Source organism: Streptomyces sp. Pv4-95 (assembly GCF_045782725.1).
Taxonomy (GTDB): Bacteria; Actinomycetota; Actinomycetes; order Streptomycetales; family Streptomycetaceae; genus Streptomyces.
The window spans coordinates 3,233,671-3,260,545 of record NZ_CP127172.1; the positions used below are offsets into that span (position 1 = coordinate 3,233,671).

At 71.8% G+C, this 26,875-nt stretch carries 26 protein-coding genes; 10 read left to right on the plus strand and 16 right to left on the minus strand.

The genetic code is table 11. The annotated features are described in order from the left end of the window. Positions 1-29: 29 nt before the first annotated feature. Entirely contained in the window at positions 30-1,628 is a 1,599-nt protein-coding gene (locus tag QOM21_RS14195) for a methylmalonyl-CoA mutase (protein ID WP_407550258.1), read from the minus strand. A 204-nt stretch (positions 1,629-1,832) separates the two neighbouring features. Here QOM21_RS14195 and QOM21_RS14200 point away from each other — a divergent pair, with 204 nt between their 5' ends. Next, on the plus strand, positions 1,833-2,708 hold the full coding sequence (locus QOM21_RS14200) for a peptidoglycan-binding protein (RefSeq protein WP_407550259.1): 876 nt from the start codon (positions 1,833-1,835) through the stop codon (positions 2,706-2,708). Between the two features lie 177 nt (positions 2,709-2,885). Here QOM21_RS14200 and QOM21_RS14205 read toward each other — a convergent pair whose 3' ends face one another. From QOM21_RS14205 to QOM21_RS14215, 3 genes are all read right to left on the minus strand, one after another. Beyond that, positions 2,886-3,938, minus strand: coding sequence for a hypothetical protein (locus tag QOM21_RS14205; protein ID WP_407550260.1), 1,053 nt, complete (start codon positions 3,936-3,938; stop codon positions 2,886-2,888). Next, positions 3,938-4,774: an RNA polymerase sigma factor gene (locus tag QOM21_RS14210; RefSeq protein ID WP_407550261.1), complete on the minus strand. Its 837-nt coding sequence runs from the start codon at positions 4,772-4,774 to the stop codon at positions 3,938-3,940. Before QOM21_RS14210 ends, QOM21_RS14205 begins: the two co-directional genes overlap by 1 nt. 601 nt (positions 4,775-5,375) lie before the next feature. Beyond that, on the minus strand, positions 5,376-7,091 hold the full coding sequence (locus tag QOM21_RS14215; protein ID WP_407550262.1) for a beta-N-acetylhexosaminidase: 1,716 nt from the start codon (positions 7,089-7,091) through the stop codon (positions 5,376-5,378). Positions 7,092-7,555: 464 nt separating this feature from the next. On the opposite strand from QOM21_RS14215, the gene QOM21_RS14220 reads away from it, so the two are divergent. The 5 genes from QOM21_RS14220 (at position 7,556) to QOM21_RS14240 (ending at position 11,715) form a co-directional block, all read left to right on the plus strand. After that, entirely contained in the window at positions 7,556-8,110 is a 555-nt protein-coding gene (locus tag QOM21_RS14220) for a 2-oxo-4-hydroxy-4-carboxy-5-ureidoimidazoline decarboxylase (protein ID WP_407555671.1), read from the plus strand. A gap of 180 nt (positions 8,111-8,290) precedes the next feature. After that, complete coding sequence (sdhC, locus tag QOM21_RS14225; RefSeq protein WP_393894587.1) at positions 8,291-8,671, plus strand: succinate dehydrogenase, cytochrome b556 subunit; 381 nt, start codon at positions 8,291-8,293, stop codon at positions 8,669-8,671. 9 nt (positions 8,672-8,680) lie between these two features. Then, entirely contained in the window at positions 8,681-9,163 is a 483-nt protein-coding gene (locus QOM21_RS14230) for a succinate dehydrogenase hydrophobic membrane anchor subunit (protein ID WP_407550263.1), read from the plus strand. 24 nt (positions 9,164-9,187) lie between these two features. Further along, positions 9,188-10,942, plus strand: a complete 1,755-nt coding sequence (gene sdhA / locus QOM21_RS14235) for a succinate dehydrogenase flavoprotein subunit (protein WP_407550264.1) — start codon at positions 9,188-9,190, stop codon at positions 10,940-10,942. Then, positions 10,942-11,715, plus strand: a complete 774-nt coding sequence (locus tag QOM21_RS14240) for a succinate dehydrogenase iron-sulfur subunit (RefSeq protein WP_407550265.1) — start codon at positions 10,942-10,944, stop codon at positions 11,713-11,715. Before sdhA ends, QOM21_RS14240 begins: the two co-directional genes overlap by 1 nt. Here the strand turns inward: QOM21_RS14240 and QOM21_RS14245 are convergent, their stop codons facing one another. Next, complete coding sequence (locus tag QOM21_RS14245) at positions 11,716-12,561, minus strand: hypothetical protein (protein WP_407550266.1); 846 nt, start codon at positions 12,559-12,561, stop codon at positions 11,716-11,718. Between the two features lie 192 nt (positions 12,562-12,753). After that, positions 12,754-13,149, minus strand: coding sequence for a MerR family transcriptional regulator (locus QOM21_RS14250; RefSeq protein ID WP_407550267.1), 396 nt, complete (start codon positions 13,147-13,149; stop codon positions 12,754-12,756). Positions 13,150-13,402: 253 nt separating this feature from the next. Here QOM21_RS14250 and QOM21_RS14255 point away from each other — a divergent pair, with 253 nt between their 5' ends. Next, complete coding sequence (locus QOM21_RS14255; protein ID WP_407550268.1) at positions 13,403-13,621, plus strand: alpha/beta fold hydrolase; 219 nt, start codon at positions 13,403-13,405, stop codon at positions 13,619-13,621. Positions 13,622-13,788: 167 nt separating this feature from the next. Then, positions 13,789-14,565, plus strand: a complete 777-nt coding sequence (locus QOM21_RS14260; protein WP_407550269.1) for a TetR family transcriptional regulator — start codon at positions 13,789-13,791, stop codon at positions 14,563-14,565. 20 nt (positions 14,566-14,585) lie between these two features. Here QOM21_RS14260 and QOM21_RS14265 read toward each other — a convergent pair whose 3' ends face one another. The 6 genes from QOM21_RS14265 to QOM21_RS14290 form a co-directional block, all read right to left on the minus strand. After that, positions 14,586-15,095 (minus strand): FBP domain-containing protein, encoded by a 510-nt coding sequence (locus QOM21_RS14265; RefSeq protein WP_407550270.1) that lies wholly within the window; start codon positions 15,093-15,095, stop codon positions 14,586-14,588. A 198-nt stretch (positions 15,096-15,293) separates the two neighbouring features. Continuing rightward, a complete protein-coding gene (locus QOM21_RS14270; protein WP_407550271.1) occupies positions 15,294-16,484 on the minus strand; it encodes a S8 family peptidase in 1,191 nt (396 codons plus the stop codon). Positions 16,485-16,597: 113 nt separating this feature from the next. Next, entirely contained in the window at positions 16,598-18,034 is a 1,437-nt protein-coding gene (locus tag QOM21_RS14275; RefSeq protein ID WP_407550272.1) for a hypothetical protein, read from the minus strand. A 53-nt stretch (positions 18,035-18,087) separates the two neighbouring features. Then, positions 18,088-18,399 (minus strand): hypothetical protein, encoded by a 312-nt coding sequence (locus QOM21_RS14280; RefSeq protein ID WP_407550273.1) that lies wholly within the window; start codon positions 18,397-18,399, stop codon positions 18,088-18,090. Between the two features lie 207 nt (positions 18,400-18,606). Continuing rightward, positions 18,607-20,013: a metallophosphoesterase gene (locus QOM21_RS14285; RefSeq protein WP_407550274.1), complete on the minus strand. Its 1,407-nt coding sequence runs from the start codon at positions 20,011-20,013 to the stop codon at positions 18,607-18,609. 105 nt (positions 20,014-20,118) lie between these two features. After that, entirely contained in the window at positions 20,119-20,421 is a 303-nt protein-coding gene (locus QOM21_RS14290; protein ID WP_407550275.1) for an SCO4848 family membrane protein, read from the minus strand. Positions 20,422-20,527: 106 nt separating this feature from the next. Between QOM21_RS14290 and QOM21_RS14295 the strand changes: the two genes are divergently transcribed. After that, the gene (locus QOM21_RS14295) at positions 20,528-21,844 is read left to right on the plus strand and encodes a D-alanyl-D-alanine carboxypeptidase family protein (protein WP_407550276.1); all 1,317 of its coding nucleotides are present in this window, start codon (positions 20,528-20,530) and stop codon (positions 21,842-21,844) included. Between the two features lie 133 nt (positions 21,845-21,977). Here the strand turns inward: QOM21_RS14295 and QOM21_RS14300 are convergent, their stop codons facing one another. The 4 genes from QOM21_RS14300 to QOM21_RS14315 all read right to left on the minus strand — a co-directional run bounded on the left by QOM21_RS14300 (position 21,978) and on the right by QOM21_RS14315 (position 25,072). Next, a complete protein-coding gene (locus QOM21_RS14300) occupies positions 21,978-23,009 on the minus strand; it encodes a YihY/virulence factor BrkB family protein (RefSeq protein WP_407550277.1) in 1,032 nt (343 codons plus the stop codon). Between the two features lie 35 nt (positions 23,010-23,044). After that, a complete protein-coding gene (locus tag QOM21_RS14305; RefSeq protein WP_407555672.1) occupies positions 23,045-23,446 on the minus strand; it encodes a GtrA family protein in 402 nt (133 codons plus the stop codon). Positions 23,447-23,523: 77 nt separating this feature from the next. Continuing rightward, a complete protein-coding gene (locus tag QOM21_RS14310; RefSeq protein ID WP_407550278.1) occupies positions 23,524-24,492 on the minus strand; it encodes a decaprenyl-phosphate phosphoribosyltransferase in 969 nt (322 codons plus the stop codon). Next, positions 24,485-25,072, minus strand: a complete 588-nt coding sequence (locus tag QOM21_RS14315; RefSeq protein WP_407550279.1) for a phosphatase PAP2 family protein — start codon at positions 25,070-25,072, stop codon at positions 24,485-24,487. The genes QOM21_RS14310 and QOM21_RS14315 overlap by 8 nt, the downstream gene beginning before the upstream one ends. Before the next feature lie 324 nt (positions 25,073-25,396). Here QOM21_RS14315 and QOM21_RS14320 point away from each other — a divergent pair, with 324 nt between their 5' ends. Next, positions 25,397-26,821, plus strand: coding sequence for an FAD-binding protein (locus tag QOM21_RS14320; protein ID WP_407550280.1), 1,425 nt, complete (start codon positions 25,397-25,399; stop codon positions 26,819-26,821). Positions 26,822-26,875 lie beyond the last annotated feature (54 nt).

Consider the following 26,875-nt stretch of genomic DNA (forward strand, 5'->3'; position numbering starts at 1 on the left):
CTCCCCCAGCTCGCTCCCCACTCCCCCGCTCAGAACACGTCCGTCGGCTCGTACGTCCCCCACACCTCGCGCAACGCGTTGCACACCTCCCCGACCGTCGCCTTCGCCCTCAGCGCCTCACGCATCGGGTAGAGGACATTGGCCGTTCCCTCGGCCGCGGTCCTCAACTCCGCGAGCGCCGCGGTCACCGCGCCACCGTCCCGCCCGGCCCGCAGCGCGGCCAGCCGCTCGACCTGCTGCGCCTCGATCGCCGGGTCGACCCGCAGTGGTTCGTAGGGCTCCTCCTCGTCCAGCCGGAAGCGGTTGACGCCGACCACGACCCGTTCGCCGGCATCGGTCTCCTGCGCGATGCGGTACGCGTTCCGCTCGATCTCGCCCTTCTGGAAGCCGTGCTCGATGGCGGCCACCGCGCCGCCCAGATCCTCCACCCGCCGCATGAGTGCGACCGCCGCGGCTTCCACGTCGTCCGTCATCGCCTCGACGGCGTAGGACCCGGCGAACGGGTCGACGGTGGCGGGCACATCGGTCTCGTACGCGAGCACCTGCTGCGTACGCAGCGCGAGGCGGGCGGATTTGTCGGTGGGCAGCGCGATGGCCTCGTCGAAGGAGTTGGTGTGCAGCGACTGGGTGCCACCGAGCACCGCGGCCAGGCCCTGGACCGCCACCCGTACGAGGTTCACCTCCGGCTGCTGGGCGGTGAGCTGGACGCCGGCGGTCTGGGTGTGGAAGCGCAGCATCTGCGACTTGGGGTTGCGCGCGCCGAACTCCTCCTTCATCACCCGGGCCCAGATCCTGCGCGCGGCACGGAACTTGGCGACCTCCTCCAGGAGGGTCGTACGGGAGACGAAGAAGAACGACAGACGCGGCGCGAAGTCGTCCACGTCCATACCGGCGGCGATCGCGGTGCGGACGTACTCGACGCCGTCGGCGAGCGTGAAGGCGATCTCCTGGGCGGGCGAGGCGCCGGCTTCGGCCATGTGGTAGCCGGAGATGGAGATGCTGTTCCACTTCGGGATCTCGGCACGGCAGTACTTGAAGATGTCCGCGATCAGGCGCAGCGAGGGCTTGGGCGGGAAGATGTAGGTGCCGCGCGCGATGTACTCCTTGAGCACATCGTTCTGGATGGTGCCGGTGAGCCGGTCCGGCGTCACCCCTTGTTCCTCCGCGACGAGTTGGTAGAGGAGGAGAAGCAGTGCCGCGGGTGCGTTGATGGTCATGGAGGTGGAGACCTCGCCCAGCGGGATGCCGCCGAACAGCAGGCGCATGTCCTCGATGGAGTCGATGGCCACACCGACCTTGCCGACCTCCCCGGCCGCGATCGGCGCGTCCGAGTCGTGCCCCATCTGCGTCGGCAGGTCGAAGGCGACCGACAGACCCGTCGTGCCGTGGGCGATCAGCTGCCGGTAGCGGGCGTTGGACTCGCGCGCGGTGCCGAAGCCCGCGTACTGGCGCATCGTCCAGGGGCGCCCGGTGTACATCGACGGGTACACGCCCCGGGTGAAGGGGTACGCGCCCGGCGCGCCGAGCCGGGTTTCCGCGTCCCAGCCGGTCCGCGCTTCCGGTCCGTACACGGGCTCGATGGGCAGCCCGCTCTCGTTGCGTCGCACACTCTCCGGCTCGCGCGCCATGGGTGTCGCCCTCCACTGGTGACCGGTGATCCCCGTTACCGAGAAGTAGCACTTCTGCCGCCGCGACGGACTGTAGCGGCGGGCAGGCGTGTCGCGCGGAGCGGCACCGCTGGGCCTGCCGACGGCGCGCGCAGGTTCGCCGCCCGGTAGCGCAGGGAAGCATCACCGGTGGCCGGTGCAGCCGGCGAAACCCGGGGGTGGGACATGCGGCGTGGTGGGGGCGGACGAACGGTGCGCGGCGGGCGGGTGGCCGCCGCGGTGCTCGTGGTGGCGGCGCTGGCGGTGGGCTGCCGGCCGGTGACCGTCACGGGCACCGGCGGATCGGACGGGAGCGGACGCCACCTGCCCACGACCGCCGCCCCGGCTCCCGACGACGGCCCGCCGACCACCAGCCGTCCCACACCCCCGGTGTCGCAGGAGCGCACGAGGCGCCCCGCCCAGCCCGCCCGGCGACCGGTGATGGCGGCCGGCTCGCAGGGCCCGCAAGTCCGCGAACTCCAGGCGCGGCTGGCCCAGCTGGGGCTCTTCGGCCGCTCCCCCACCGGGTACTACGCGTCCGTCACCGCCGCCGCGGTCCGTGCCTTCCAGCGGCAGCAGGGCCTGTCGCCCACCGGCGCGGTGCAGCCCGCGGCGTGGAGCGCGCTGCGCTCCCGTACCCGGCAGCCGTCGCACACCGAGCTGTACCCGCCCACGACCAAGCCGATCGGCACCCCGGATCCGCGGTGCATGACGGGCCGGGTGATCTGCATCAGCAAGCGGAGCGACACCCTGGCGTGGATGGTCGACGGCCGGGTGGTCTCGGCGATGGACGTCCGCTTCGGCTCGCAGTACACCCCCACCCGCGAGGGCACCTTCGCCATCACCTTCAAGAGCAGGCACCACGTCTCGACGCTCTACCACTCGCCGATGCCGTACGCGATGTTCTTCAGCGGCGGCCAGGCGGTGCACTATTCGTCGGACTTCGCCGCCCGCGGCTACAGCGGCGCCTCACACGGCTGCGTCAACGTCCGGGACAAGCAGAAGATCGCCGCGCTGTTCGCGGCGGCGCGGAAGGGCACGAAGGTGGTCGTTCACCGGTAGCGGCGCCGCGCCCGCCACTGGGGGCCGGGCGGAAGAGAAAGGGCGCGGGCAGGGCCGGGGGAACGTGCCCCGCCCGCGCCATGTGCGCGGAGCCGTAGGTACGGGGGGAACCCCGGCTCCTGCGCAGCCGATGACCAGTCGGCTTCACTTGCTACTGCGCCACCGGGCCGAAAAACGTCACAGCCGGCCGCTCAGCGCGGTGGTGACGGTGGCGCCGACCGGGTCCGGGGCGGAGCCGGAAGGCGCGGGGGCTGGTGTGGACGCGCCGGGCGTCGGGGTGGTGCTCGGTGCGGCGGGCGGGTGTTCGTCGTCGTCCTCGTCGCCGCCGCCTTGGCCGCTGCCGCTCTGGCTGCCGCCCTTGCCGCCGTCGTAGCCGTCCTCGCCGTCGCCGCCCGAGTCGCCGTCCTGGTGGGAGCGGAGGTACTTGCGGCAGAAGGCGTGCACCTTGTCGGCGCCTCCGGCGGCGCGCTCCAGGCGGCGGATGGTGCGGCGGTCCAGTCCGCCGTGGTCACCGGACTCGTAGGCCCGGCAGAGCCGCTCCACGTACCTCTGGCGCGCATCGCGGTCCGGCGGGGTGTCGCCGTTGTCGCCGGCGCCCGCGGTGTCCTCGGGGCCCGGGCCGTCGCCGGGGGTGCCGGTGGCCGCGCCATCGTTGTCGCCGCCCGGCGTCGGGCTGCCGCCGGGCGGTGTCGTGCCCTGGCCGGGGGTGGCGTCCGGGGTGCGCTCGGTGGTGCCCTCGGTCTGGGGACCGGGTTCCTGCGTGGCGAGCGTGCCGGGGGTTTCCGCGGCCGAGACGCTGGCGGCCGGGTCGGGATCGCCACCGCCGCCCTCGAAGGGCGTCGGGAGCATGCCGGTGCCGGCCGCGACGGCGACGCCGCCGATGGCGCAGGCCGCCAGGGCGACGGCGAAGCCGCGCCGGAAGGGGCGTGCGAGCCGGGTGCGTTCGGGGAGGTCGGCGCGCAGGGTGTGCGCGGCGACCGGCTGCTCGCCGGCGACGGGCTTGCGCCGACGTGCCGCGGAGCCGTTGCGCGCCTGGCGGAAGGCGGCCAGTGCCGCGTCCTCACCGGGCAGTTCTCCCGTCCGGGCGGCTCCCCCGCCGGCCGCTGCCGCGGCGTCGAGGAGTTGCCTCAGCTCGCGTGCGCCGACGCTGTCCGGGCCTATCACCGGCTCGCCGCGCAGCAATTGCTCCGCGGCGTCCTTGTCGAGCCAGTTGTACCGGTCGTCGGCCATCACATGTCCTTCTGCGTTCGTGCAGCCGTTTCCGTCACACCCGGTACGTACGATTCCGCCATGCCGTCGCGGCGTCTTCTGCCCTGTGCGGGCACCCCGCCCACCGTTCCACCACCCCGGCGCGGGGTGCGCGCGGCCCGCTCCGCGGGGGCGTCGGCGCCCTGCTCCGCGCCGTCCTCGAAACCTTCCGCCGGTCCGCCGTCCCCGGCACGCGCGGCGCTGTCGCCGTCGTCACGATCCTGGCTCAGATCCAGGTCGGCGCCCACGTCCGGCGCGTCGGCGAGCAGTTCGGCCAGCCGCCGCAGGCCCCGGTGCGCGGCGGTGCGCACCGCGCCGGGCCGCTTGCGCAGGACCTGCGCCGCCCCCTTGGCGTCGAGTCCGACCACCACCCGCAGCACCACGGCCTCGGCCTGGTCCTGGGGCAGCCTGGCTATCAGGCCGAGGGTGCGGCCGGTGCCCAGCGCCTCCAGCGCCTCGCCCGCGGTGTCGGACGCGGCGGGGGTGTCGGCGAGTTCGCTCTCGTCGCCGCCGACCGCGGGGCGCCGGCCCCGCATGCGTATGTGATCCAGGGCGCGGTTGCGGGCGATCCGGGCGGCCCAGCCGCGGAAGCGGTCGGCGTCACCGCTGAAGCGGGCGAGGTCGCGGGTGATCTGGAGCCATGCCTCGGACGCGACATCCTCGGCGTCCGCTTCGCCCACCAAGGTCCGCACATATCCGAGAAGTCGGGGATGCACAGCGCGATAGACGGTACGGAACGCCGCCTCGTCGCCGTTCTGTGCCGCCTGCACGGCAACCGTCAGCCGACTGTCGTCCGGCTGAATGTCGTCCCCTCGCACGGGTCCATCCTGTCGCACGCGGAAAGTCCGCCGCCCGGTCTTTGATCACTTCGCTTCGCTGACCGCTCACGCGTCACGCGGCTCCGGACACCTGCCGGCCACCGCCCGCCGCCGGTCACTCGGCGCGCCGGGAACTCCTGGTAACCCGACTGTTCCTGCTGACCGTAACCCGTGCCGACGCACGCTCCGAATCCGGGCCACCGCAAGGAGCGACGACCACCCCGGTACCCCGGCGCCAGCAGCGCCCGGCGGACCGGCCGGCGCACGGCCCTCCGCCCGACGCGGCGCCCGTCCGGTGCGCGCACCGATCCATCTGGCAACTCCCGGAATCACGGCCTGTCTCGATCACGCACGACGGCGTGATCAGTGCGCCAACCGGCGCGGATGGGCACGTTACGGGCCACTGCGGGGCCGCGTCCAGAGAACTGGCGGTGCCACGGCCCGCACCCCGTGTGACGCTTTCGGGCCGTCCGGCGCTGTATCGGATAGGGGCCGTGAGCGGCCCCTTCGCGAACGACGGCCGGGGCCTCTCCTGTGGGGGGTGGCGGCCCCGGCCGTCCCTCGCTTCCCTCCGGGCCCGGCCGTCGTCGGGCCCTTTTCCTCACCCGGCCCGTTGCGCCAGCGCCTTGAAGTCCTGCCAGGACATGGCGGGGGTCCGCGGGTCCCAGGTCTTCTGGGCCAGTGCCGCCAGCGGCAGCCGGATGCCCGCGGCGACCTGCTCGGTGGTCTGCGAATCGGCCAGGTCGCACCAGATGGCGAAGCGCGCGCCGGGCACCCGGTCGGGGCCGGTCTGATTCCGCGGTACCCCGACCGGTGCGGTGCCGCGCAGCACCCTCGGGGTCCAGCTCCGGTAGATCCGCTCGCCGGTCGGGTAGGTGAAGTCGTTGGGCTCGCCGAGCACGTAGTAGAGGTACTCGTCGTTGAAGTTCAGGACGGTGCGGCCCTCACGCAGGAACTGCGCCGGGTCGTTGGCGCCCATCTCCTTGCCCGTCCAGTAGGCCACCGTCCGGTCCTTGTCGGGGCTCACCTCGCCGCCGGAGAAGAACCCGTCGTTCCACGCCTCGATCCGCTTCTTGCCCTTGTCCCGGACGGTCTTCTCCCGGTCGTTGAGCCAGCCGGTCGCCAGGTCCTCGATGGTGCCGTTCGGCCCGTACTTGTCCCGCGCGGCCCGCGCGAGCTGCGGATAGGTCGTATCGGGGGAGCTGGACATCAGCGCCTGGTACTCATCGCCGCCCAGATGCCAGTCCACCGAGGTGAACAGCTCCGCGAACTCGCGCATCAGCTGGTCGATCAGGGGGCCGGACTTCGGATTGGAGATGTCGATGGCGCCGCGCACCGTGCCGCCCTGCGCGTTGCGCAGCTGGAGGTCCTGGTGCTTGTTCAGGACGGCGCCCAGGTGACCGGGTGAGTCGATCTCCGGGATGACGGTGATGTGCAGGCTCGCGGCGACGCGCAGCAGATGGCGCACCTGGGCCTTGGTGAGGTGGTCCGCGGAGACGATCTCGGGGTGGGTGTCGCTCTGGATCCGGAAGCCCTGGTCGTCGGAGAAGTGCAGCTGGAACTGGTTGAGCTTGAGGTCGCCGAGCTCCCGGAGGCGGCCCTCGATCCAGGCCGCGCTGAACGGCTTGCGGGCGTTGTCCAGCATCATGCCGCGCTGGGGGCGGTCCGGCCGGTCCTCGATGGTGCCCTCGGGGAGGCCGCCGGCGGTGCGTACCGCCTGCTTCACGGTCCGGGTGCCGTAGAAGACGCCGGCGTCGGTGGGGGCCGTGAGGGTGAGGCGGGTGCCGCGGGCGGTGAGGGTGTACGCCTCGTCGGCGGTGCCGTCGGCCGGCGCGTTGTTCGGGTCGTCGCCCTTGCCGGTCAGTTTCACCTCGATGTCGCCCGGCCGTACGGTCTGCTCGCCCCAGACCGTGGGCAGGCCGCCCAGATCGCGGGCCATCAGCCGGGCCTCGTCGGCGACGGTGCTCTTCTCGCCGGCCGGCACCACCACCCGGGCCCCCTTGGACGGGCGCCAGCCCTGCCCGTCGGCCGGGCGGAAGTCACGTACCGCCGGGACGATGCGCGGCGGCCCCTTCACCGCCGCCCAGGTCGGGGTGGGCGCCGGCGAGGGAGCCGCGCTCTCCGAGGAGCCGGTGCTGCCGGGGGCGTCGGAGTCCGCCGCGTCCGAACAGCCGGCGAGCGCCAGCGTCGAGGCGAGGACCGCCACCAGGGCCACCCGCCCCACCGGGCCCCGCCGCGACCTCGGCCGGGACGAAGGCGAGGGCCACAGGGAGGTCGACGGCCGGGTGGAGCGCGACGGCCGCATCGGATTCAACATCGTGCAATCCTCACATTTCAGGGCGAAGGCATTGCCAAGTGCGGGGGCCTGTCGTCCACCAACCGCCGGAAAGCTCTCTCATCCGGGTGAAATTCGCGCATCCGTCGGACAGTGGTCGACAAGCGTCGTTAGCGTGGCGTCTTGAGCGGTCAGCCGCCCGGGGCCTCCCGGCCGGTCGGAATTCCGTCGGCGTGTCGCGTCGCCCGCACCATCGCACGACAGCTGCCACCTCCTCCGCTTCCTCCGCCCGCGTACCCCGGCTTCCGTCCGGCTCCCGTCCAGCTTCCGTCAGTAGTCCGTCCGGCACCCGCCGAAGAGATCCATCCGCAGTCCTCCGCACCACCCGAACCCTGCCGGAACCACCCGAACCGCTCCGGCCCGTCCCCTGCCCGCCCGCATCCGCATCCGCATCCGTCCGAGGAGCCACGCTGTCCGGCGAGAACCCGGCCGCCAGGCCGACGACGCTGCACATTCCGCAGCCCACGCGCTGCGGCATACGTGCGCAGGGCGGGGCAACGCTGTCCCCGGACCTCCGGGCCGCCACCGGGCTGGACCGCTTCAACGCCGCGCCCCGGGACCTCACCGAGGCCGCCCTGCTGACCTGCTGCGGCAGCCGCCGCTGGGCCGAGCGGGTCGCCGCGCACCGCCCGTACCCGGACCCGGACTCCCTCCTCGCCGCCTCCGACGAGGCCTGCTACGACCTGACCCCGGCCGAGGTGGACGAGGCGCTCGCCGAGGAGTCGTTCTCCCCGCACCCCCTGGTCGGCGCCCGCGGACCGGGCACGCTCGCCGCCCACACCGCGCTGCGCGCCGCGCACGCCGAGTACGAGCGGCGGTTCCGGCACGCCTTCGTGATCTGCCTCGACGGCTATCGCGAGGACGAGCTGCTCGACCAGGTGCTGGCGGGGATCCGCACCCGGCTGGGCAACGACGAGGACGAGGAGCGGGCGGTCACCGCCGACGAACTGCGCCGTCTGATCAGCGGCCGGCTGGCACGACTCGTGGCTTCTCACCCGTAAAGTGACGGTTCGTGTTTGTGTGATAGCCCGTTGGTGCCTGTTTGATCACACCTAAGGACCCCGGGCGAAGGAACCGACAAGTCGTCGCTACGATGGCCAGGGCCGGTGGACCGTACCCGGCCGGGCCCGACCGACAGTGAAGCCGGCTGGCCCCAATCCCCGCTCCCGGAGGGTATTTCCGTGCCGGCTGGAACGCTGTACCGCGGCCGGGAAGGCATGTGGTCCTGGGTGGCTCATCGAGTCACCGGCGTCCTCATTTTCTTCTTCCTGTTCGTACACGTCCTCGACACCGCTCTCGTCCGGGTCTCACCCGAGGCCTATGACGATGTCGTTGCGACATACAAGACGCCCCTCGTCAACGTGATGGAGTACGGCCTGGTGGCCGCCATCCTCTTCCACGCGCTCAATGGCCTGCGGGTCATCGCCGTGGACTTCTGGTCGAAGGGCCCGAAGTACCAGAAGCAGCTGCTGTGGACCGTTGTCGGTATCTGGGTCGTGCTGATGGCCGGTGCCTTCTACCCCGTGCTGCAGCACACCCTGCGCACGCTGTTCGGGAGCTGATGAAGCGAGATGTCTGCTGAAACCCACTCCCCCGCAGGTGCCTCTGCGACGGACGACGTCCCGCTCTACGACGTCGACCACCCGGCACCGGTGATCGAGCCGCCGCGCAAGCGCACCGGCAAGACCCCGCGCGCCTCGCGAGGCAACTTCGAGATGCAGACCTGGCTCTTCATGCGCCTGTCCGGCATCGTCCTGGTCGTCCTCGTCCTGGGCCATCTGCTGATCCAGCTGGTGCTGGACGGCGGCGTCTCGAAGATCGGCTTCGCGTTCGTCGCGGGCCGCTGGGCCTCGCCGTTCTGGCAGGGCTGGGACCTGCTGATGCTCTGGCTCGCCATGCTGCACGGCGCCAACGGCCTGCGCACCGTCATCAACGACTACGCGCAGCGGGACAACACCCGCTTCTGGCTGAAGATGCTGCTGTACACCGCCACGGTGTTCACCGTCCTTCTGGGCACGCTGGTGATCTTCACCTTCGACCCGAACATCCGCTAGGCCCCGGGGCTGAGGTAACGACCAATGAAGATCCACAAGTACGACACCGTCATCGTCGGCGCCGGCGGCGCGGGCATGCGCGCGGCCATCGAGTCGACGAAGCGCAGCCGCACCGCGGTCCTGACGAAGCTCTACCCGACGCGCTCCCACACCGGCGCCGCGCAGGGCGGCATGGCCGCCGCCCTCGCGAACGTCGAGGAGGACAACTGGGAGTGGCACACCTTCGACACGATCAAGGGCGGCGACTACCTGGTCGACCAGGACGCCGCCGAGATCCTGGCGAAGGAGGCCATCGACTCGGTCCTCGACCTGGAGAAGATGGGCCTGCCGTTCAACCGCACGCCGGACGGCACCATCGACCAGCGCCGGTTCGGCGGGCACTCGCGCAACCACGGTGAGGCCCCGGTCCGCCGGTCCTGCTACGCCTCGGACCGCACCGGCCACATGATCCTCCAGACGCTGTACCAGAACTGCGTCAAGGAGGGCGTGGAGTTCTTCAACGAGTTCTACGTCCTCGACCTCCTGCTCCAGGACGTCGACGGGGTCCAGAAGTCCGCGGGTGTCGTCGCGTACGAACTCGCGACCGGCGAGATCCACGTCTTCCAGGCGAAGTCGATCGTCTTCGCCTCGGGCGGCACCGGCAAGTTCTTCAAGGTGACCTCCAACGCGCACACCCTGACCGGTGACGGCCAGGCCGCGGCCTGGCGCCGCGGGCTGCCGCTGGAGGACATGGAGTTCTTCCAGTTCCACCCGACGGGCATCTGGCGCATGGGCATCCTCCTGACCGAGGGTGCGCGCGGCGAGGGCGGCATCCTTCGCAACAAGGACGGCGAGCGCTTCATGGAGAAGTACGCGCCCGTCATGAAGGACCTCGCGAGCCGTGACGTCGTCTCCCGCTCCATCTACACGGAGATCCGGGAAGGCCGCGGCTGCGGCCCGGACGGCGACCACGTCTACCTGGACCTGACGCACCTGCCGCCGGAGCAGCTGGACGCCAAGCTGCCCGACATCACCGAGTTCGCGCGGACGTACCTCGGCATCGAGCCCTACACGGACCCGATCCCGATCCAGCCGACCGCGCACTACGCCATGGGCGGCATCCCGACCAACGTCGCGGGTGAGGTGCTGGCCGACAACACCACCGTCGTCCCGGGCCTGTACGCCGCCGGCGAGGTCGCCTGTGTCTCCGTGCACGGCGCCAACCGCCTGGGCACCAACTCGCTGCTGGACATCAACGTCTTCGGCAAGCGGGCCGGTATCGCCGCCGCCGAGTACTCCGCGGGCGCCGACTTCGTCGAGCTTCCCGAGGACCCGGCACGCCAGGTCATCGACCAGGTCGAGCGCCTGCGCGACGCCAGCGGCACCGAGCGGGTCACGGAGATCCGCAAGGAGCTCCAGGAGTGCATGGACGCCAACGTGATGGTGTTCCGCACCGAGCAGACGATCAAGACCGCGGTCGAGAAGATCGGCGAGCTGCGCGAGCGCTACCTCAACGTGTCCATCCAGGACAAGGGCAAGCGGTTCAACACCGACCTGCTGGAGGCCATCGAGCTGGGCAACCTGCTCGACCTGGCCGAGGTCATGGCGGTGTCCGCGCTGGCCCGCAAGGAGTCCCGCGGCGGCCACTACCGCGAGGACTACCCCAACCGCGACGACGTCAACTTCATGCGGCACACCATGGCGTACCGCGAGGTGGGCGCAGACGGCGCGGAGTCGATCCGTCTCGACTACAAGCCGGTCGTGCAGACCCGCTACCAGCCGATGGAGCGTAAGTACTGATGAGCACCCCGACTCTCGACAAGCACTCCGCGGCCCTGGACGCGGCCGAGGACGGCGCTTCGCCCACGATCACCGTCACCTTCCGGATCCGCCGGTTCAACCCGGAGATCTCGGAGGACGCCAGCTGGCAGGACTTCGAGCTGGAGATCGACCCCAAGGAGCGCGTCCTGGACGCCCTCCACAAGATCAAGTGGGAGCTGGACGGTTCGCTGACCTTCCGGCGTTCCTGCGCCCACGGCATCTGCGGCTCCGATGCGATGCGCATCAACGGCAAGAACCGCCTGGCGTGCAAGACGCTGATCAAGGACATCAACCCGCAGAAGCCGATCACGGTCGAGGCGATCAAGGGCCTGACGGTCCTCAAGGACCTCGTCGTGGACATGGAGCCGTTCTTCCAGGCTTACCGCGACGTGATGCCGTTCCTGATCACGACCGGCAACGAGCCGACCCGTGAGCGCCGGCAGACCTCCGAGGACCGCGAGCGGTTCGACGACACCACCAAGTGCATCCTGTGCGCCGCGTGCACGTCGTCCTGCCCGGTGTTCTGGAACGACGGCCAGTACTTCGGTCCGGCCGCCATCGTCAACGCGCACCGCTTCATCTTCGATTCGCGTGACGAGGGTGGCGAGCAGCGCCTGGAGATCCTCAACGACAAGGACGGCGTCTGGCGCTGCCGTACGACCTTCAACTGCACGGACGCCTGCCCGCGCGGTATCGAGGTCACCAAGGCGATCCAGGAGGTCAAGCGCGCGCTGATCACGCGTCGCTTCTGATCACGCCTGACTCCTGACCCCGGCTCCGCTCCGGGTCGCCGCCCGGACAGCGAACCGGGTGACGACCCGGGCGCCGATCCGGGTCCGCACGTCACGAAGGGCCTCGCTTCCGTACCCACGGAGGCGGGGCCCTTCGGCGCTCACCGGCGCGCCGACCGGGTAGACCAGCACCGGCGGCAGCGCGTCGTCCGCGAGCGCCACCGGCTCGTCACGGCAGAAGTACGACGGGACCAGCACCAGCCCCCGCCCCGCCAGGCGCAGTTCCCGCTCGACGGGATAGTCGACCTCCAGCACCGGCGCCCGCCACCGCATCGCCGGCCCGAACGTCCGCAGCATCGCCTCGGCTCCCGACTGGCCCAGTGCGTGGGTGCGTAACGCCCGGTCCGCGGCGACCCACCGGGCGATGTGCGGCCAGTGGGGGGCGACGGCGAGATGGTGGTAGGTGCGCAGGCTGCGGGCGAGATCCCGGAGCGCGGCGGGCTCACCGTCCGCGATGGCGCGGGCCCATCCCGGCAGCGGCTGCTGCGCGGCCAGCATGTCCAGTTCGGCGCGGAGCCTGGCCCGTGGTGTGCTCATCACGGCCTCCAGCCCCGGCTCGACGCCGGCCGCGGCGGCGGGCGGTGTGAGGAAGTCCGGGAAGTAGCCGTGGAGCGGGATCAGCGGCAGCAGGGTCCGCAGCAGCCCGGGGCCCTGCCGCACCGCGTCCCGGCGCCAGGCGGCCAACGCCGGCTCGGCACGGTGATCCCGCAGGCTGTGCAGGCTCAGCACCGTCTCCCACAAGGGATCGGCCCCGTCCGCCAGCCGGGTACGGGCCAGATCCTGCGCGGTGAAATGCACTCTCAGCACGCCATCCCCCCTGCTCCCACCGCTCCCCCGAACGGCGTGGACATTGAGGATCCGTCGCCCCGGCCGGTTCCGCAAGCCAAACGCGCGAGTCGGTGGGGACTTCGGTGGGGGCCAGGGGGAATCAGGGGGTGGGGGTGGAGCGAGATGCGGCGGGCGGGGGGGGGCTGGTGGTGGCGGCCGGTCAGGGGACTGTCAGGCGGACCGGAGTGCCCTCGACGGCGGCGTCTCGTCCTCGGTGCGGCGCTCCCGCATGCCCTGCTCGTACGCCCCCAGGGCCGCCCGGTGACTCCGCAGCTTCTCGATCTCCCCGTCCAGCTGCGCCATCTGCCGCTCCACCACCTCCCGGGAGAGGGCACAGGAGATGAGCGCGGGGCCGCCTCGGGCGCAGGGCAGCAGGTCACGGATCGCGTCCGTGTTCAGGCCGGCGGCGAGGAGTTCGCGGATGCGGGCGACGGTGTCGACCGACTCGGGGCCGTAACTGCGGTAGTCGTTGGTGTCGCGCCGGGCACGGAGCAGCCCCCGCTGCTCGTAGTAGCGCAGCGAGCGTGTGCTGACGCCGGTACGACGCGACAGCTCACCGATCCTCATCCGGCTCCCCCATGCCCTCTCCCGCCGCCGACTTGACCTTCACACCGGCGTCAAGGTGCAACCTCGTGCCCATGACGCACATTCCCGCGAACACCGCTGCTCCTGCCCCCAACCAGGGTGAAGGTCTCCAGGCCCGCCGCGTCGGCCTCGGCACCTCAACGGCCTGTCGCCGACGGAGCTGGACGCCGTACTGGACCCGAGCCCCGACCTCCCGCCGCCCGGTTCGGCGGAACAGGCCGCGCTCGTACGGGCCGTGGACACCACCGCCGACCTCCCGCAGCTCGCCGTGCCGGCCCTCGTCATCGCCACCACCCGGGACCAGCTCCTGCACCCCTCGCTCTCCCGCTACGTGGCCGACCACATCCCCGGCGCCACCTACGCCGAGATCGCCACCGGCCATGTGCCGATGGTCGAGCGGCCGGAGGAGTGGCTGGGGCTCATCACGGGCTTCCTGGCGGCACACGGGCTGTGACGGGGCCGGGCGGGGCAGCAGGCCCCACGGTTGCCGGGCCGGCCGGCTCGGGGGCTGGGGTGCGGGAGCAGGAGGGGAATGGCGCGACCCGGCCTCCGGGCACGGCTCGGGTTCCCGTATCCGGGCCGGGGGCAGAGCCGGAGCCGGCCGCCGATTAAGGTCGTGCCGTGGATGACGCGACGACGAGCAGCGGGAAGGCGGCCGGGCCCGGGAGCGGCCCCGGGGCCAAGAGCGAGCAGACCCGGCGGCTGATCCTGGAGACCGCCCTGCGTCTCTTCCGCGAGCGCGGCTACGACCGGACGACGATGCGGGCCATCGCCCAGGAGGCCGGCGTCTCCGTCGGCAACGCGTACTACTACTTCGGCTCCAAAGAGCACCTCGTCCAGGGGTTCTACGACCGGATCGCCCAGGAGCACGCGGCCGCCGTCCAGGACATCCTCGCCCGCGAGACCGGCCTGTCGGACCGGCTGCGCGGGGTACTGCTCGCGTGGCTGGACATCGCCGAGCCGTACCACGAGTTCGCCGCCCAGTTCTTCAAGAACGCCGCCGACCCGGCCAGCCCACTCAGCCCCTTCTCCGGGGAATCGCAGGGCCCGCGGGACGCCGCCATCGCCCTGCAGCGCCAGGTCCTGGCCGGCGCGGACATCAAGCCGGACCCCGAACTCGCCTCCCAGCTACCGCAGTTGCTGTGGCTGCAGCAGATGGGCCTGGTCCTCTACTGGGTCCACGACCGCTCGCCGCGGTGCGCCCGCAGCCGCGCCCTGGTGGAACGCACCACGCCGCTCGTCGCCCGCGCGGTGGCCGCCTCCCGCTTTCGCGTACTGCGGCCCTTGGTGCGCGAAGTCACCGAGGTACTGAGCGAGTTCCTGCTCCGCCCGCAGGACCGGGTCGCACCGCCGGGAGAACCGCGCGCCCCCGGCGAAGGCTCCGACGGCAAGAACTGAGAAACCCGGGGCGGGCCGGCCTACTCCGCCTTCCCGTCGAGGACCTTCTCCAGGAAGGCGTCCAGGTTCCGCACGGTCCGCGTGATCCGCTCCTCCAGCGGCAGCGTCTCCTCGTGCCGCCCGGCGAGCTGCGAACGCTTGCGGCCGCGCACGTAGAGGGAGCACGCGAGGTCGGCGCAGAAGTACGTACCGACGGTGTTCCCCTGCCGCCCAGAAGGGCCCGCCCGACGCGCGGCGAGCAGGCTGACCCCGGAACCCGGATGCCCGGTCACACAGACCGAGCACACCGTCGTCTTGGTGAAACTCCGCCGCACCCCCTGCGGAACCCGCAACGTCACAGCGACCAGTTCGTCGCCGCGCGGCGCCACCAGATACCCCCGGTCCGGAGCCCCTGGGTCACGCCACCCGAGAAAGTCCAGATCCGCCCAGGGCAGCTCGGCCAGCCCCACCGGCAGATTGATCCTGCTCGCCTCCCCCTTCGAGCAGTTCACGAACGACGTGCGTATGGCTTTTTCACCTACGGGCTCCATGGCTACGGAAACTAACAGCGGGGCGGGTGCTCGGTCCTGCGATTTTCTCCCCGGCCCAACCGGCGCCGGCCGCTCCGATGGGCCGATGGGCCGATGGAACAGCAAAGAGAGCTGCCGACCGTGTGGGAACGGTCGGCAGCTCTCTCGGATGTCAGGGGCGCAGAGGGGCGCGACGGGTGTGTATGCCCCCTCGCGGTCTCAGCCCCAGGCTTGGGTGCGGGTGTTGTTCCGCCGTCGCATGGCGACCACCACCGCGATGACAATGCCGACGACAACCAGCGCCCCGACACCGATAGCGCCGTAGAGCATGAGCTTCTGCTTCCCGCCCATGGGCGGGTCGGGGTCCTGCCCCTTGTCGGCACCGGCCTTGACGGGTTCCTGCGGCGCCTCGCCCTTCGGCATGGGCAACGGGCCCTGGGCCGGGCCCGCCGCGATGTCGCGTCGCAGCGCCGGGCCGGGCTGAATGAAGCCGTAGCCGTAGTGCGTGTCCGGGAGCTGGAGGTGCTTGTCCTTCTGTGCCTGCGGCAGGCCGGCCGTCTTCACCAGTCGGTTGGCGATCTGGCCGGGAGTGAGGTCCGGGAACTTCTCCTTGAGGAGCGCGACGGTGGCAGAGACGTAGGCCGTGGCGGCCGAGCTGCCGTCCGCGGTGCGGTAGTCCGAGTCGCTCTTGCCCATCGCGACCGGGATCTTCACGCCCGGGGCGAGGAGATCGAGAGTGGAGTTGGTGTTGTTGGCGTCGGACGCCTCACCGAACTCGTCCACCGCTCCCACACCGATCGCGCCGGGGCACGCCACCGGGTAGTTCTTCACCGAATTGCCGTCGTTGCCGACACCGGCCACGACGACCACGCCCTTTTCCACTGCGTAGTGGATCGACGCACAGGTATCGGCGGACGGGGATTCCACGAAGGACATGTTGATGACGTCGGCGCCGTGGTCGACCGCGTATCGCGTGGCGGCCGCGTCGTTCTTGTACATCGGCAGCGGCATGATCTTGGCGCCGGGCGCCAGCCCCTTGACGCCGTCGGAGCCTCCTGCCCCGTGCCCGTGACCGGCGATGATGCCGGCCATGGCGGTTCCGTGGTCGCGGAGATCCTCCCCAGGGGCGAGGTCCTTGGACCCGTCGCCCTGCGTGGTGTTCGCGAAGTTCTCGCCGCGGACGAACTGTCCCGTCAGGTCCTGGTGGGACTTGCGGAAACCGCCGTCGATCACCGCCACGGTGATGCCCTTACCGGTGGCCGACTGCCACGCCTGCTGGGCCCCGAACGCCTCCAGCGGCCACAGATCCTTGCGTGTCTGATCTGCAGAGGCGGTACCGCCCGCGGCCAGCAGCAGCGCTCCCGTGAGCGCAGCACCCACCGTCGCGCGCAGTGTTCGGGTGACCCTCATCCTTCGCTCCTTCTTGCTGTGCTGTCCGGGCGGCTGTGTTCCGCCTGAGAGAAGCCCCGCACATCAAGTGCGGGGCCGTCCCTCACGGGCCGCCGTGTGACGGCTTCGCCCGCTTACTCGATGACGCGAGGCGCCACATTACGTTGCGGAGTCCACGTCTCTTCGTCCTCGACGAGGTAATCGGGGCGCTGCTTGGTGGTGCGCTCCTTCTCCTCGTTCCGGTTTCCCTTGGCCCCGGGGGCGCCTGCCATGCCCTTGCCGGCCTGCCCGGTGCCTGCCTTCAGGCCGCCGCGGCTGCGGTGCAATCCGGAGCCGCCCTGCTTGGCGCCACCCATCGGGCCGCCCGGCTTACCGGCCATGCCGCCTCGGGTACGGGCCTGCGCGCCGGTGCGCCCGGCAGCGCCGCCACGTGCCGCGTTGCTGCCGCCCGCGGCGCCCGGCATACCGCCGCCGCGCATCCCACCGGCACCACGCGCTCCGGAACCCGCGCCGCCGCCAGAAGCGCCGATGCCACCCACGGGGATCGCTCCGCCGAAGGCTCCGCCCGTACCGCCGCTCACGCCGTGGCCGCCACCAGGCGCGCCACCACCGAGTGAACCGCCGCTCGTCGGCGGGGCCATGGTGCCGCCCTGCACACTGTCGAGTCCGGTCTGCACGGGCAGCTCGGGCCGGTTGATCTTGGGGCCGTCGAAGCCTTCCGGTACCGCGGATCCGCCCGCACCGTTGGGCATCTTCGGAGTCCCGGACGAGGGCTTCGGACGCGGGCCGCCGATCACGGGCATGTTGACCGGCGGCGGCGCCGCGCTCGACGAGGGGTGCTTGGGCCAGTCGCCCTTGACGCCGCCCGGATCGGCCCCTTCGCCCAGAACCTTCGCGTGGCCTTCGTAGTTGGCCGCCAGCTCATCCATCACGATGACGGCCTCGACCTGGCGCTCCTTGCTCAGCGACAGGCTGTCCCTGTTGAGCTCAAGCGCCATGCGGGCGTCCATCTTCGGGTTGGCCATGTCCCGGTGGAACTGGGCGTCGTCCCCGCTGTCATCGAGGGCGCTGTCCACCTTGCCGGGATCCTTGATCCCGGACATGGTCTTCTTGGCCTCGCGAAGGTTGTGGGCAACGCCCGTCTCGGGACCGGACTCCCGGGTGCCGATCAGAGTGCGCTCGACGACCCTGGCGTGCCCGTACGTCCTGTCGACCTTGTCGAGCACCTTGAGCGCTTCCCGGCGGAAGGCTTCGGCGGCAGAGCCCTGCCAGTGAGCCGAGGCGTGGTCCACGGCGTCCATGAATGCCTTGCGGATGCCGCCGCGCCCGTCCTGCCCACCGAGACGGTCGGCGGAGGCGCGCCAGTGGCTGCCGGAGTTCTCGATCGCGTCGGGGTTGGCGTGCTCGACCAGCGCACGCAGCTCGCTGATTCCTCGGTGATGGAAGTCCGAGGGCGACGTGGGGGTGATGTGCTGGCCCTTGAACGCGCCGAGCCGCTCTTCCCGCTCGTCCGCTTTCCGCTGCCGCTCCATCGTCTTGGCGCTCTCGTACTCCTGCGCGGCGTCAACCATGCAGGCCCCCCTTCGTCCTCATCACCATCTGTCGTGCGTACATCGTGCGTGGCTCAGCCGTTCATCGAGGTCTTGGCGTTGTGCTCCTGGTCCTCGTACGCGCCGCGGCTGGCTTCCGTCTTGTCCCCGAAGTCACGGATGAGGTCCTGCAGGGCAGTGATGACGTCGGTCATGTACCCCTGCATCTGGTCGTGGGCGTTGGCGAGCTTGCCTCGCTCGATGAATTCGCCCCCGAATGCGGACTTCGGGATGTTCGTGCTGTACTTCACCTTCTGGCTCGGTTCGTCCATATCGCCCTGAAGGCGCTTCAGCTGACGTACAACGCCGTCCAGCTCGTCGAGGTCGACCTTGAACCGCTCAGCCATCTGCTCTCCCCGTTCCCCGCGTGCCCTGCCCGTCCCCTTCGCGCCGCCCGCGAAGCCACGGTAAGGGCAACGTAAAGTCAATAAAGAGTAGGGAGTTGACGCCCTCGACTGCAAGATCGAATGTCGGGACTAGTCCGATTTTGCGTCAGATGGGCACCGGATTTGTAGAGCGGTTGTTACCAACACTACGCAACCGGTCCGAGACGATCACGCTCGCAGCGAGGCCAGTTCGACGATCGTGATGTCCGGTGGTGCTCCCACGCGTACGGGTGGGCCCCAGGCGCCGGCGCCGCGGGTGACGTAGAGCTGGGTGTCGCCGTAGCGCGCCAGGCCGGCGTTGGTGGGGTTGGTGGCCTCGGCGATGTAGGTGACGGGCCACATCTGGCCGCCGTGGGTGTGGCCGGAGAGCTGGAGGTCCACGCCGTGGCGCACGGTGTCGTGGATGGTGACCGGCTGGTGGGCCATCAGGACGACGGGGCGGGCGGTGTCCCGGCCGCCCAACGCGCGTGCGTAGTCCGGGCCTTGGTGTTCGGGCTCGCCGGCGAGGTCGTTGATGCCCGCGAGGTCGAAGCCGGGGAGTTCGGTGCGCGCGTTCTCCAGCGGGTGGACGCCCAACTCCCTTACGTGGTCTACCCACTGGGCGGCGCCCGAGTAGTACTCGTGGTTGCCGGTGACGAAGTACGCGCCGTGCCGCGCGTGCAGGTCGCGCAGGGGCGCGGCGGCGGGGGCGAGTTCGGCGACGTCGCCGTCCACCAGGTCGCCCACGATGGCCACCAGGTCGGGGCCGGTGCGGTTGATCGCCTCGACGATGCGCCGGGTGTGCCCGCGGCCGAGGACGGGGCCGAGGTGGATATCGCTGACGACGGCGATCCGGAAGCCGTGGGCGGCGCGCGGCAGCTTGGCCAGCGGTACGGTCACGCGCTTGATCCGCGGGGTACGCAGCGCCGTCGCGGCGCCGTAGCCGACGGTGGCCGTGGCGGCGAGGGTCGCGCCCGCCGCGACCGCCCGTGCGATGAAGACACGGCGGGGTGGGGCGGGCCGGGACGGCAGGGCGGAGGTGCCGGGCGGGAGCAGGGTCGGGCCCTGGTCCTGCGGGGCGGGCGGGGCAGCGGGCTCCACCCGCCCGTCCGGCTCGGCCGCTTCGCCCTGCCGGTCACCCGCGGTGGCGGCGTCCTTTCCGTCACCCGGCTCGGCAGCCTCCTCGTCGGTGGGCTCGCTGCGAACCGTCCGGCGTTCACCCTCAGCTGCCTCGTCCGCGCTCGCCCCGGCGCGCCCCCGAGGCCCGCCGCCACGCCCCCGCGGCACCCCGGACGCCCGCAGCCAGACCAGCCGGACGACTTCGCCCACCAGCAGGGCCAGGGTGAGGTAGAGCACCAGGGCCAGCCAGAGGTAGCCGGGCCAGGCCAGGGCCTGCTGGACGGGCAGGGGTGCGCCGGAGCGGCTGGAGAGGAGGGCTCCGAAGGCCGTCAGGGGCAGGACGTAGGCGGCCACGGTGCCGGCGCGGCGGAGCCGGCTGCCGGGTGCGGTGGTGTCGCGGACGAGCCGGCACCAGAGGTAGCGGTGCACGCCGAAGAACAGTCCGATGACCGGCACCACGATCAGGGCGAAGATCACGGCTACTCCACGTGTCCGTTATTCAGTGTCCGTTGCGCAGGAGGCAGGTCCGCCAGGAGGCAGGTCCGCAGAGAGTCAGGTCTGCAGGTTTACATCCGGAGGTCTTCAGGAGGCGGACGGCGAGGATGAGGAGGGCTGCTCGGGCGTGCCGTCCGGCGTGTCGTCGGCCGGCCGGCGGCGCAGAGCCCGCACTCCACGGAACCCGATCACGCCGATCGCCGTCCCCAAGAGAAAAGACGTCACGGCGAGCACCAGATGGACCCAGAAGTAGGCGGTCGGGTCACCCGCGTCGTCAAAGGCGAGTCCGCTCCCGTCGTTCCAGAGGTTTTTGACGAAAGTGATCCAGATGAACCAGCTCCAGACCCCGAAGGCGAGCAGGAACCAGGAGACGGGGCGAGAGAGCTTCATGAGTTCCAGTATGGGCAGAGCCTCCATCCGGCGGTCGGCAGGGGCACTCTTCCGTGGGGTACCGGCGGCGACACGGCCCGGGACGGGTACGTTCACCGACGTGCCGATGACCTTCTCTGCTTCCACGGCTGTCCCTACTCCCACCACCGGCGCCGCCCCGGTGCGCACGGCGTTCCCCGTGCGTACCGCCGCCGCGCTGGCTTCTTCCGCGCTGTTGGTGTCGCCGCTGCTGCTGGCCGGCACCGCGTACGCCGATCCGCAGGACGGTCCCAAGCCTCCCGCGGCGCCCGCTCCGCCGGCGAAGATGTCGCAGGTCGGCGGGAAAGGGCTGGGTGCGCCCGGTGTCCAGGTCCGGTTGAAGGCCGGGGCGCCGAAGCTGCCGGGGCCCGACCAGCTCACGGCCCGTTCGTGGATCGTGGCCGACGCCGAGTCCGGCAAGGTCCTGGCCGCGAAGAATCCGCACTGGCGGCTGGCCCCGGCCAGCACGCTGAAGATGCTCTTCGCCGACACGCTCATCCCGAAGTTCCACAAGGACCAGAACTACAAGGTCAAGCCGGCCGACCTCGCGGGCATGGGCGAGGGCAGCAGCCTCGTGGGCATAAAGGAGAACCTGACCTACTCGGTCCATGACCTGTGGCTCGGTGTCTTCCTGCGCTCCGGGAACGACGCGGTGCACACGCTCTCGGCGATGAACGGCGGCACCAAGACCACCGTCGCCCAGATGCAGCAGCGCGCCAAGGAACTGAACGCCACGGACACCAACGTCGTCACGCCGGACGGCTACGACGCGCCGGGCCAGGTCTCCAGCGCGTACGACCTGAGTCTGTTCGCCCGGGCGGGCCTGCAGAACGCCGACTTCCGCGAGTACTGCTCGACGCCCACCGCGCAGTTCCCGGCCGAAGCGGGGAAGGGCGGCAAGCGGAAGAGCTTCGGGATCCAGAACACCAACCGCCTGCTGGTGGGTGACTTCGACATCAAGCCGTACCCCGGCATGGCGGGTGTGAAGAACGGCTCCACCACCAATGCCGGGGCGACCTTCACCGGCGTGGCCCAGCGCGGCGACCGCAAGCTCCTCGTCACGGTCATGAACCCGGAGAAGAAGGAGCACAACGAGGCCTACCGGGAGGCGGCCAAGCTCCTCGACTGGGGCTTCACGGCGGCCCCCAAGGTGGAGCCGGTCGGGCGGCTGGTCGGACCCCGCAGCGAAGAGGGCGACGCGGCCAAGGTCGGCGCGGACAAGAAGAACGTGAAGGGCGGGCAGGACCACACGCAGGCGGCGCTGGACTCCTCGAACGGTTCGGGCGGTGCCTGGACCGCCGTGGCGCTCATGGGCGGCGCCGTGGTGCTGCTGGGCATCCTGGCGGCCGGTGTCCACCGTCATTGGCCGCTGCCGGACCTCGTACGGGGCCGCCGCCGGAAGTGAGCCGGGCGAGCCGGAGCCGGGGGCCGGCCGGGACGGTGCGCGGTCCCTTCGGCCCCCGGGTGGCGGGCTCCGCGGCGCCCGGGGCCGGCCTCAGCTGGTCGGCCCGCTACGGCTCCCGGGGCCCTGCCGCGCGCTACGTCCGCAGCCGACGGTCGGCCGAGGTGCCGGGGCGCCCGCCCGCGGAGCCGTCGGCTGCGGTGCCGGACGCGCCGCCGTGTGCGCCCTGTGCGCCGTCTGACGGTGTGTCGTCGACCGCGGGGGCCGCCGTGCTCCCCGAGCCCCCGTCGGCCTCGGTCTCCTCCCCCGCCGCCTCGCTGTCCGGGTGCTGCGTCGCCGTCCAGGACGCGCAGAACACCAGCAGCTTCGCCGTGAAATTGATCCACAGGAGAAGTGCGATCGGGGTGCCGAAGGCGCCGTACATGCTCCTTGAGGCGACGCCCTGGAGGTAGCCGCTGATCAGCAGTTTCAGCACTTCGAAGCCGATGGCGCCGATGAGGCCGGCGACCACGACGGCGCGGCGCGGGGGTTCGGCTCCGGGCAGTTTGGTCAGGACGTAGACGAGCAGCAGGAAGTCCGCGAGCACGGCGATGCAGAAGCCGGCGGCGGCGAGCAGGCTGCTGCCGATGCCGCCCTGCGGCAGACCGATCGCGTCGGCGGCCTTGCCCACGGCGGAGCTCGCGAAGATCGAACAGCCGACCGAGAGCAGGGCGACGCCGCCGAGGCCGAGCAGCAGTGCTCCGTCCCGCAGCTTGCTGACGAAGAAGTTGGCGCCCTCGTCGTCCTTCTCCCACACCGCGCGCAGGCAGTCGCGCAGCGCCTCGACCCAGCCGATGCCGGTGAGCAGCAGCGCGGCACCGGCGATGAGGCCGACCGTGCCGGCGTTGTCGACGAAGCCGGCGAGGTCGAGCTGCCCCGAGATACCGGGGATCTGCTCGGCGAGCCTGCCCTGGAGGGTGTGCAGTTGGCTCTCGCTGAGCAGTGCGGCGCCGATGGCGGCGGCGACGGTGAGCAGCGGGAAGAGCGCGACGAAGCTGGTGAAGGTGATCGCGGCGGCGAGCCGGGTCCAGTGGACGCGCAGCATCCGCTCGTAGGCGCGCCAGAGGTGCGTGGTCATCAGCCAGGTCGCGGCCGGTCCGATCACCGGCAGCTTGCTCAGCCGGTCCATGGCGTTCCCCTCTCGCGCCTCATGCCCTTCTCGTCCTACGGGCGGGTGCCCCGGGAGATGCGGAACACTAGCCTCCGTGTACCCCAGAAACGCAGGCAGGTAGCCAGGGCCATGCCGATTCCCGCACCGGAGACCACGTCCGCGCGCCGTGAGGTCAGGCCGAGCAGGTAGTGCGAGACGCCGAGGCAGGCGAGTTGGACCAGCGCGCCGGCCAGGTTCACCGCGAGGAAGACCGCGGCCTGCCGCAGCCGGCTCGTGCCCGCGGTGGCGCCCCGGTAGGTGCCGACCGCGTTGCCCGCGTACGCGACCGTGCAACCGGCCAGGAAGGACAGCGATTTCGCGGTGAGCGGGCCCAGGCCGGCCGGGCCCCGCAGCCAGAGGAACAGTCCGAGGTCGACGGCGTACGCGCAGCAGCCCGCGACGGCGAAGCCGGCCATCTCGGCGAGCAGCCCGCGGCGGGCCGGCGCGCCGCTCCCGGGCTCCTCGCGCTGCGGAGCGGCGGTGGGCGTTTCGCTCATACGTCCGCGACGGCCATGGCGTACATCCCGAGCCACACCACGCCGATGACGGCCAGCGTCCGGTCCCGCAGCACGACGTCCTCCGGCGCGCCGGCCGTGCCGCGGTCGGCGAAGACGGCGTAGCGCAGCACGGCGAGGATGAACGGCACCATCGACAGCTGCCGCCAGGGCAGCACGTCCGCGCTGTTGCCGCTCTCCAGCGCCCACAGGCAGTACGCGAGGACCGCGCCGCCGGCCGCGAGCTGCCAGACGAAGCGCAGATAGCCCTCGGTGTACTCGCGCAGCAGCGCGCGGGTCTGCCCCTTCTCTCCGGTCGCCCGGAGAGCCTCGGAGTACCTCTTGGCGGAGACCATGAACAGCGCGCCGAAGCCCGCGGTGATCAGGAACCAGCGGGAGAGCGGGATGCCGAGCGCCAGCCCGCCGGACATCGCCCGCATCAGGAAGCCGCTGGTGACGACGACGAGGTCGACGACCAGGACGTGCTTGAGGCTGACGCAGTAGGCCAGCTGCATCACGAGGTAGGCGACGATCAGCGCGGCGGTCGCGGCGTTGCACAGCACGGCCGCGGCCAAGGGCACCAGGATCGCCAGCAGCCCTCCGGCGGCGTACGCCAGCGCCACGGGGACGTCGCCCGCGGCGACCGGGCGGCGGCACTTGTCGGGGTGGGCCCGGTCGGCCGCCGCGTCCTGCGCGTCGTTGATCAGGTAGACCGCGGCCGCGGCTGCCGTGAACAGGACGAAGACCACCGCGAGTTGGCTCAGCGTCTGGCGGCGGAAGAGGTCGCCCGCGGCGGCCGGCGCGGCCACCACGAGCAGGTTCTTGACCCACTGGCGCGGCCGGGTGGTGCGCAGCAGGCCCAGCGGCAGGGCCACCCAGCGCGACCGGTGGGCGGTCGCGGCGGGCGGGGTGGCCGACTCGCCGGGTCTCGGCGGCTGCTCCTCCAGGAGGGTGCTGCGCTCAGCCATGGGTACCGCCCGGGGAGGCCGGTCCGGCCGCGCGCATCCAGCCCGCGCCCGCCCGCGCGGTCAGGGCGCCCAGTGCGGCACCCGCCACGACGTCGGTCGGGTAGTGGACGCCCACGACGATGCGGGAGACGCAGACGGCCGCGGCCAGCACGGGCAGCGCCGCGCCCGCGGGCCGCAGCGCGCCGAGCGCCACCACGGCGGCGGCGGCCGAGGTGGCGTGGGAACTGGGGAAGGAGTGCTCGCCCGCGGTGCGGACGAGCGGGGCGAGGTCGGCCAGGCGGGGGCGGGGGCGGCGTACGGCCCGCTTGAGAGCCATGCTCGCCAGGTGCGCGCCGCCGATCAGGGCCGTACCGCGCAGCCAGGTGCGGCGCCGGGGCCGGTCGGCCGCGGCGCCCGCGAGGCCGGCGGCGAGCCACAGGGCGCCGTGCTCGCCGCCGCGGGAGAGGGCGCGGGCGACGGCGGCGACCCGAGCGTCGGCGCCGCAGTCGCGCAGCGCCACGAGCAGTCGGTGGTCGAGACCTTCGGGAGACAGCGGGGTCACCTCTATCCGATCCGTACGGTGCGGACGGTGCGTACGCATCCGTGAGCTCGTCGAGGACGATGGCCTGGGGCCGGTGCTTGTACGTCGTGCCGGTACGTCGGTGCCTGTGTCGGTGCCTGTATGGCGGTGCCTGTGTCGGTGCCTGTTGTCGGTGCGGAGGGGCGCCGCGGGCTCGGTCCCCGTACGGATACGGGCACGCGCTCTCGCCGGTGCGGTGATGCCTCTTCGACTCTCACTGCCCGACGGAAGACTTTCCTCACGATTAGCCCGGACACACCATTAATCACTCTTTTCGGCGAGCAGCGGGCGCAGGCTGGAGCAATAGCCGCTTATCACCTGATCCCCGGCACTACGGTCGGTGGCATGCCGCCTGACGTGACCTCCGCGCCCCCGCCCCCCACCGTCCCGGCCGGCTCCGCGGGCTCCTCGGCCGGCCCGGCTACCGGCCCCGTCGGCTCCGTCACCGGCTGGGGCCGCACCGCCCCCACCTCCGCCCGCCTGGTCCGCCCCGCCTCCGCGGCGGACGCGGTGACCGCGGTGCGGGAGTGCGGCCCGCGCGGCGGCATCGCACGCGGGCTCGGGCGGGCGTACGGCGATGCCGCGCAGAACGCCGGGGGCACCGTCTGGGACATGACCGGGCTGGACCGGATCCGCGCCATCGACGCCGAGGCCGGGGTGGTGACGTGCGACGCCGGGGTGAGCCTGCACCGCCTGATGCAGGTGCTGCTGCCGCTGGGCTGGTTCGTACCGGTGACACCCGGCACCCGCTTCGTGACGGTCGGCGGGGCGATCGGCGCCGATATCCACGGCAAGAACCATCACGGCGCCGGCTCCTTCGCCCGCCACGTACGGTCCCTGGAGCTGCTCACGGCGGACGGCGAGGTCCGCACCGTCGCCCCCGGCACCGACCTGTTCGACGCCACCACCGGCGGTATGGGCCTGACCGGCGTCATCCTCGGTGCGGTCATCCAACTCCTGCCGGTGGAAACCTCGTTGATGACCGTCGACACCGAGCGCGCCACGGACCTGGACGACCTGCTCGCCCGGCTGACGGCCACCGACCACCGCTACCGCTACTCCGTCGCCTGGATCGACCTGCTCGCCCGCGGCCGGTCACGGGGCCGCGCGGTGCTCACCCGCGGCGACCACGCCCCGGCCGCAGCCCTCGGCCCCCGCGCGCGGCGCGACCCGCTCGCCTTCCGGCCCGGCCGGCTGCCGCCCGCACCGCGCCATCTGCCGGAGGGCCTGCTCAGCCGTCCGGCCGTGGCCCTGTTCAACGAGCTCTGGTACCGCAAGGCGCCCCGCCGCCGGACCGGTGAGCTGCAGCGGCTGTCCGCGTTCTTCCATCCGCTGGACGGCCTACCGCACTGGAACCGGATCTACGGCCGCGGCGGCTTCGTCCAGTACCAGTTCGTGGTGGGGCACGGGCAGGAGGAGACGCTGCGCCGCATCGTGCACCGCATCGGGGACCGCCGGTGCCCGTCCTTCCTCGCCGTGCTCAAACGCTTCGGCCCCGCCGGGCCGGGCTGGCTGTCCTTCCCCACCGAGGGGTGGACGCTGGCCCTGGACATCCCCGCCGGGCTGCCGGGCCTGGGCGCGTTCCTCGACGAGCTGGACGAGGAGGTCGCGGCGGCGGGCGGGCGGGTCTACCTGGCGAAGGACTCGCGGCTGCGCCCGGAGCTGCTGTCCGCGATGTACGCCGGACTGCCCGCCTTCCGCACCCTGCGCGCGGAGCTGGACCCGCACGGGGTCTTCACCTCGGACCTCGCCCGCCGGCTCGGCCTCTAGGACGCGGCCCGGCGGGCCCCGTCCCGCGCCAGACGTCCATCCCCCATCCGTCCC

Excerpts from the sequence above, each read along its gene's own strand:
- QOM21_RS14195 (WP_407550258.1), bottom strand. The coding sequence starts at position 1,628 with ATGGCGCGCGAGCCGGAGAGTGTGCGACGCAACGAGAGCGGGCTGCCC.
- QOM21_RS14200 (WP_407550259.1), top strand. The coding sequence starts at position 1,833 with ATGCGGCGTGGTGGGGGCGGACGAACGGTGCGCGGCGGGCGGGTGGCC.
- QOM21_RS14205 (WP_407550260.1), bottom strand. The coding sequence starts at position 3,938 with ATGGCCGACGACCGGTACAACTGGCTCGACAAGGACGCCGCGGAGCAA.
- QOM21_RS14215 (WP_407550262.1), bottom strand. The coding sequence starts at position 7,091 with ATGTTGAATCCGATGCGGCCGTCGCGCTCCACCCGGCCGTCGACCTCC.
- QOM21_RS14230 (WP_407550263.1), top strand. The coding sequence starts at position 8,681 with ATGTCTGCTGAAACCCACTCCCCCGCAGGTGCCTCTGCGACGGACGAC.
- sdhA (WP_407550264.1), top strand. The coding sequence starts at position 9,188 with ATGAAGATCCACAAGTACGACACCGTCATCGTCGGCGCCGGCGGCGCG.
- QOM21_RS14240 (WP_407550265.1), top strand. The coding sequence starts at position 10,942 with ATGAGCACCCCGACTCTCGACAAGCACTCCGCGGCCCTGGACGCGGCC.
- QOM21_RS14250 (WP_407550267.1), bottom strand. The coding sequence starts at position 13,149 with ATGAGGATCGGTGAGCTGTCGCGTCGTACCGGCGTCAGCACACGCTCG.
- QOM21_RS14265 (WP_407550270.1), bottom strand. The coding sequence starts at position 15,095 with ATGGAGCCCGTAGGTGAAAAAGCCATACGCACGTCGTTCGTGAACTGC.
- QOM21_RS14270 (WP_407550271.1), bottom strand. The coding sequence starts at position 16,484 with ATGAGGGTCACCCGAACACTGCGCGCGACGGTGGGTGCTGCGCTCACG.
- QOM21_RS14275 (WP_407550272.1), bottom strand. The coding sequence starts at position 18,034 with ATGGTTGACGCCGCGCAGGAGTACGAGAGCGCCAAGACGATGGAGCGG.
- QOM21_RS14280 (WP_407550273.1), bottom strand. The coding sequence starts at position 18,399 with ATGGCTGAGCGGTTCAAGGTCGACCTCGACGAGCTGGACGGCGTTGTA.
- QOM21_RS14290 (WP_407550275.1), bottom strand. The coding sequence starts at position 20,421 with ATGAAGCTCTCTCGCCCCGTCTCCTGGTTCCTGCTCGCCTTCGGGGTC.
- QOM21_RS14295 (WP_407550276.1), top strand. The coding sequence starts at position 20,528 with ATGACCTTCTCTGCTTCCACGGCTGTCCCTACTCCCACCACCGGCGCC.
- QOM21_RS14300 (WP_407550277.1), bottom strand. The coding sequence starts at position 23,009 with ATGGACCGGCTGAGCAAGCTGCCGGTGATCGGACCGGCCGCGACCTGG.
- QOM21_RS14305 (WP_407555672.1), bottom strand. The coding sequence starts at position 23,446 with ATGGCCGGCTTCGCCGTCGCGGGCTGCTGCGCGTACGCCGTCGACCTC.
- QOM21_RS14310 (WP_407550278.1), bottom strand. The coding sequence starts at position 24,492 with ATGGCTGAGCGCAGCACCCTCCTGGAGGAGCAGCCGCCGAGACCCGGC.
- QOM21_RS14315 (WP_407550279.1), bottom strand. The coding sequence starts at position 25,072 with ATGCGTACGCACCGTCCGCACCGTACGGATCGGATAGAGGTGACCCCG.
- QOM21_RS14320 (WP_407550280.1), top strand. The coding sequence starts at position 25,397 with ATGCCGCCTGACGTGACCTCCGCGCCCCCGCCCCCCACCGTCCCGGCC.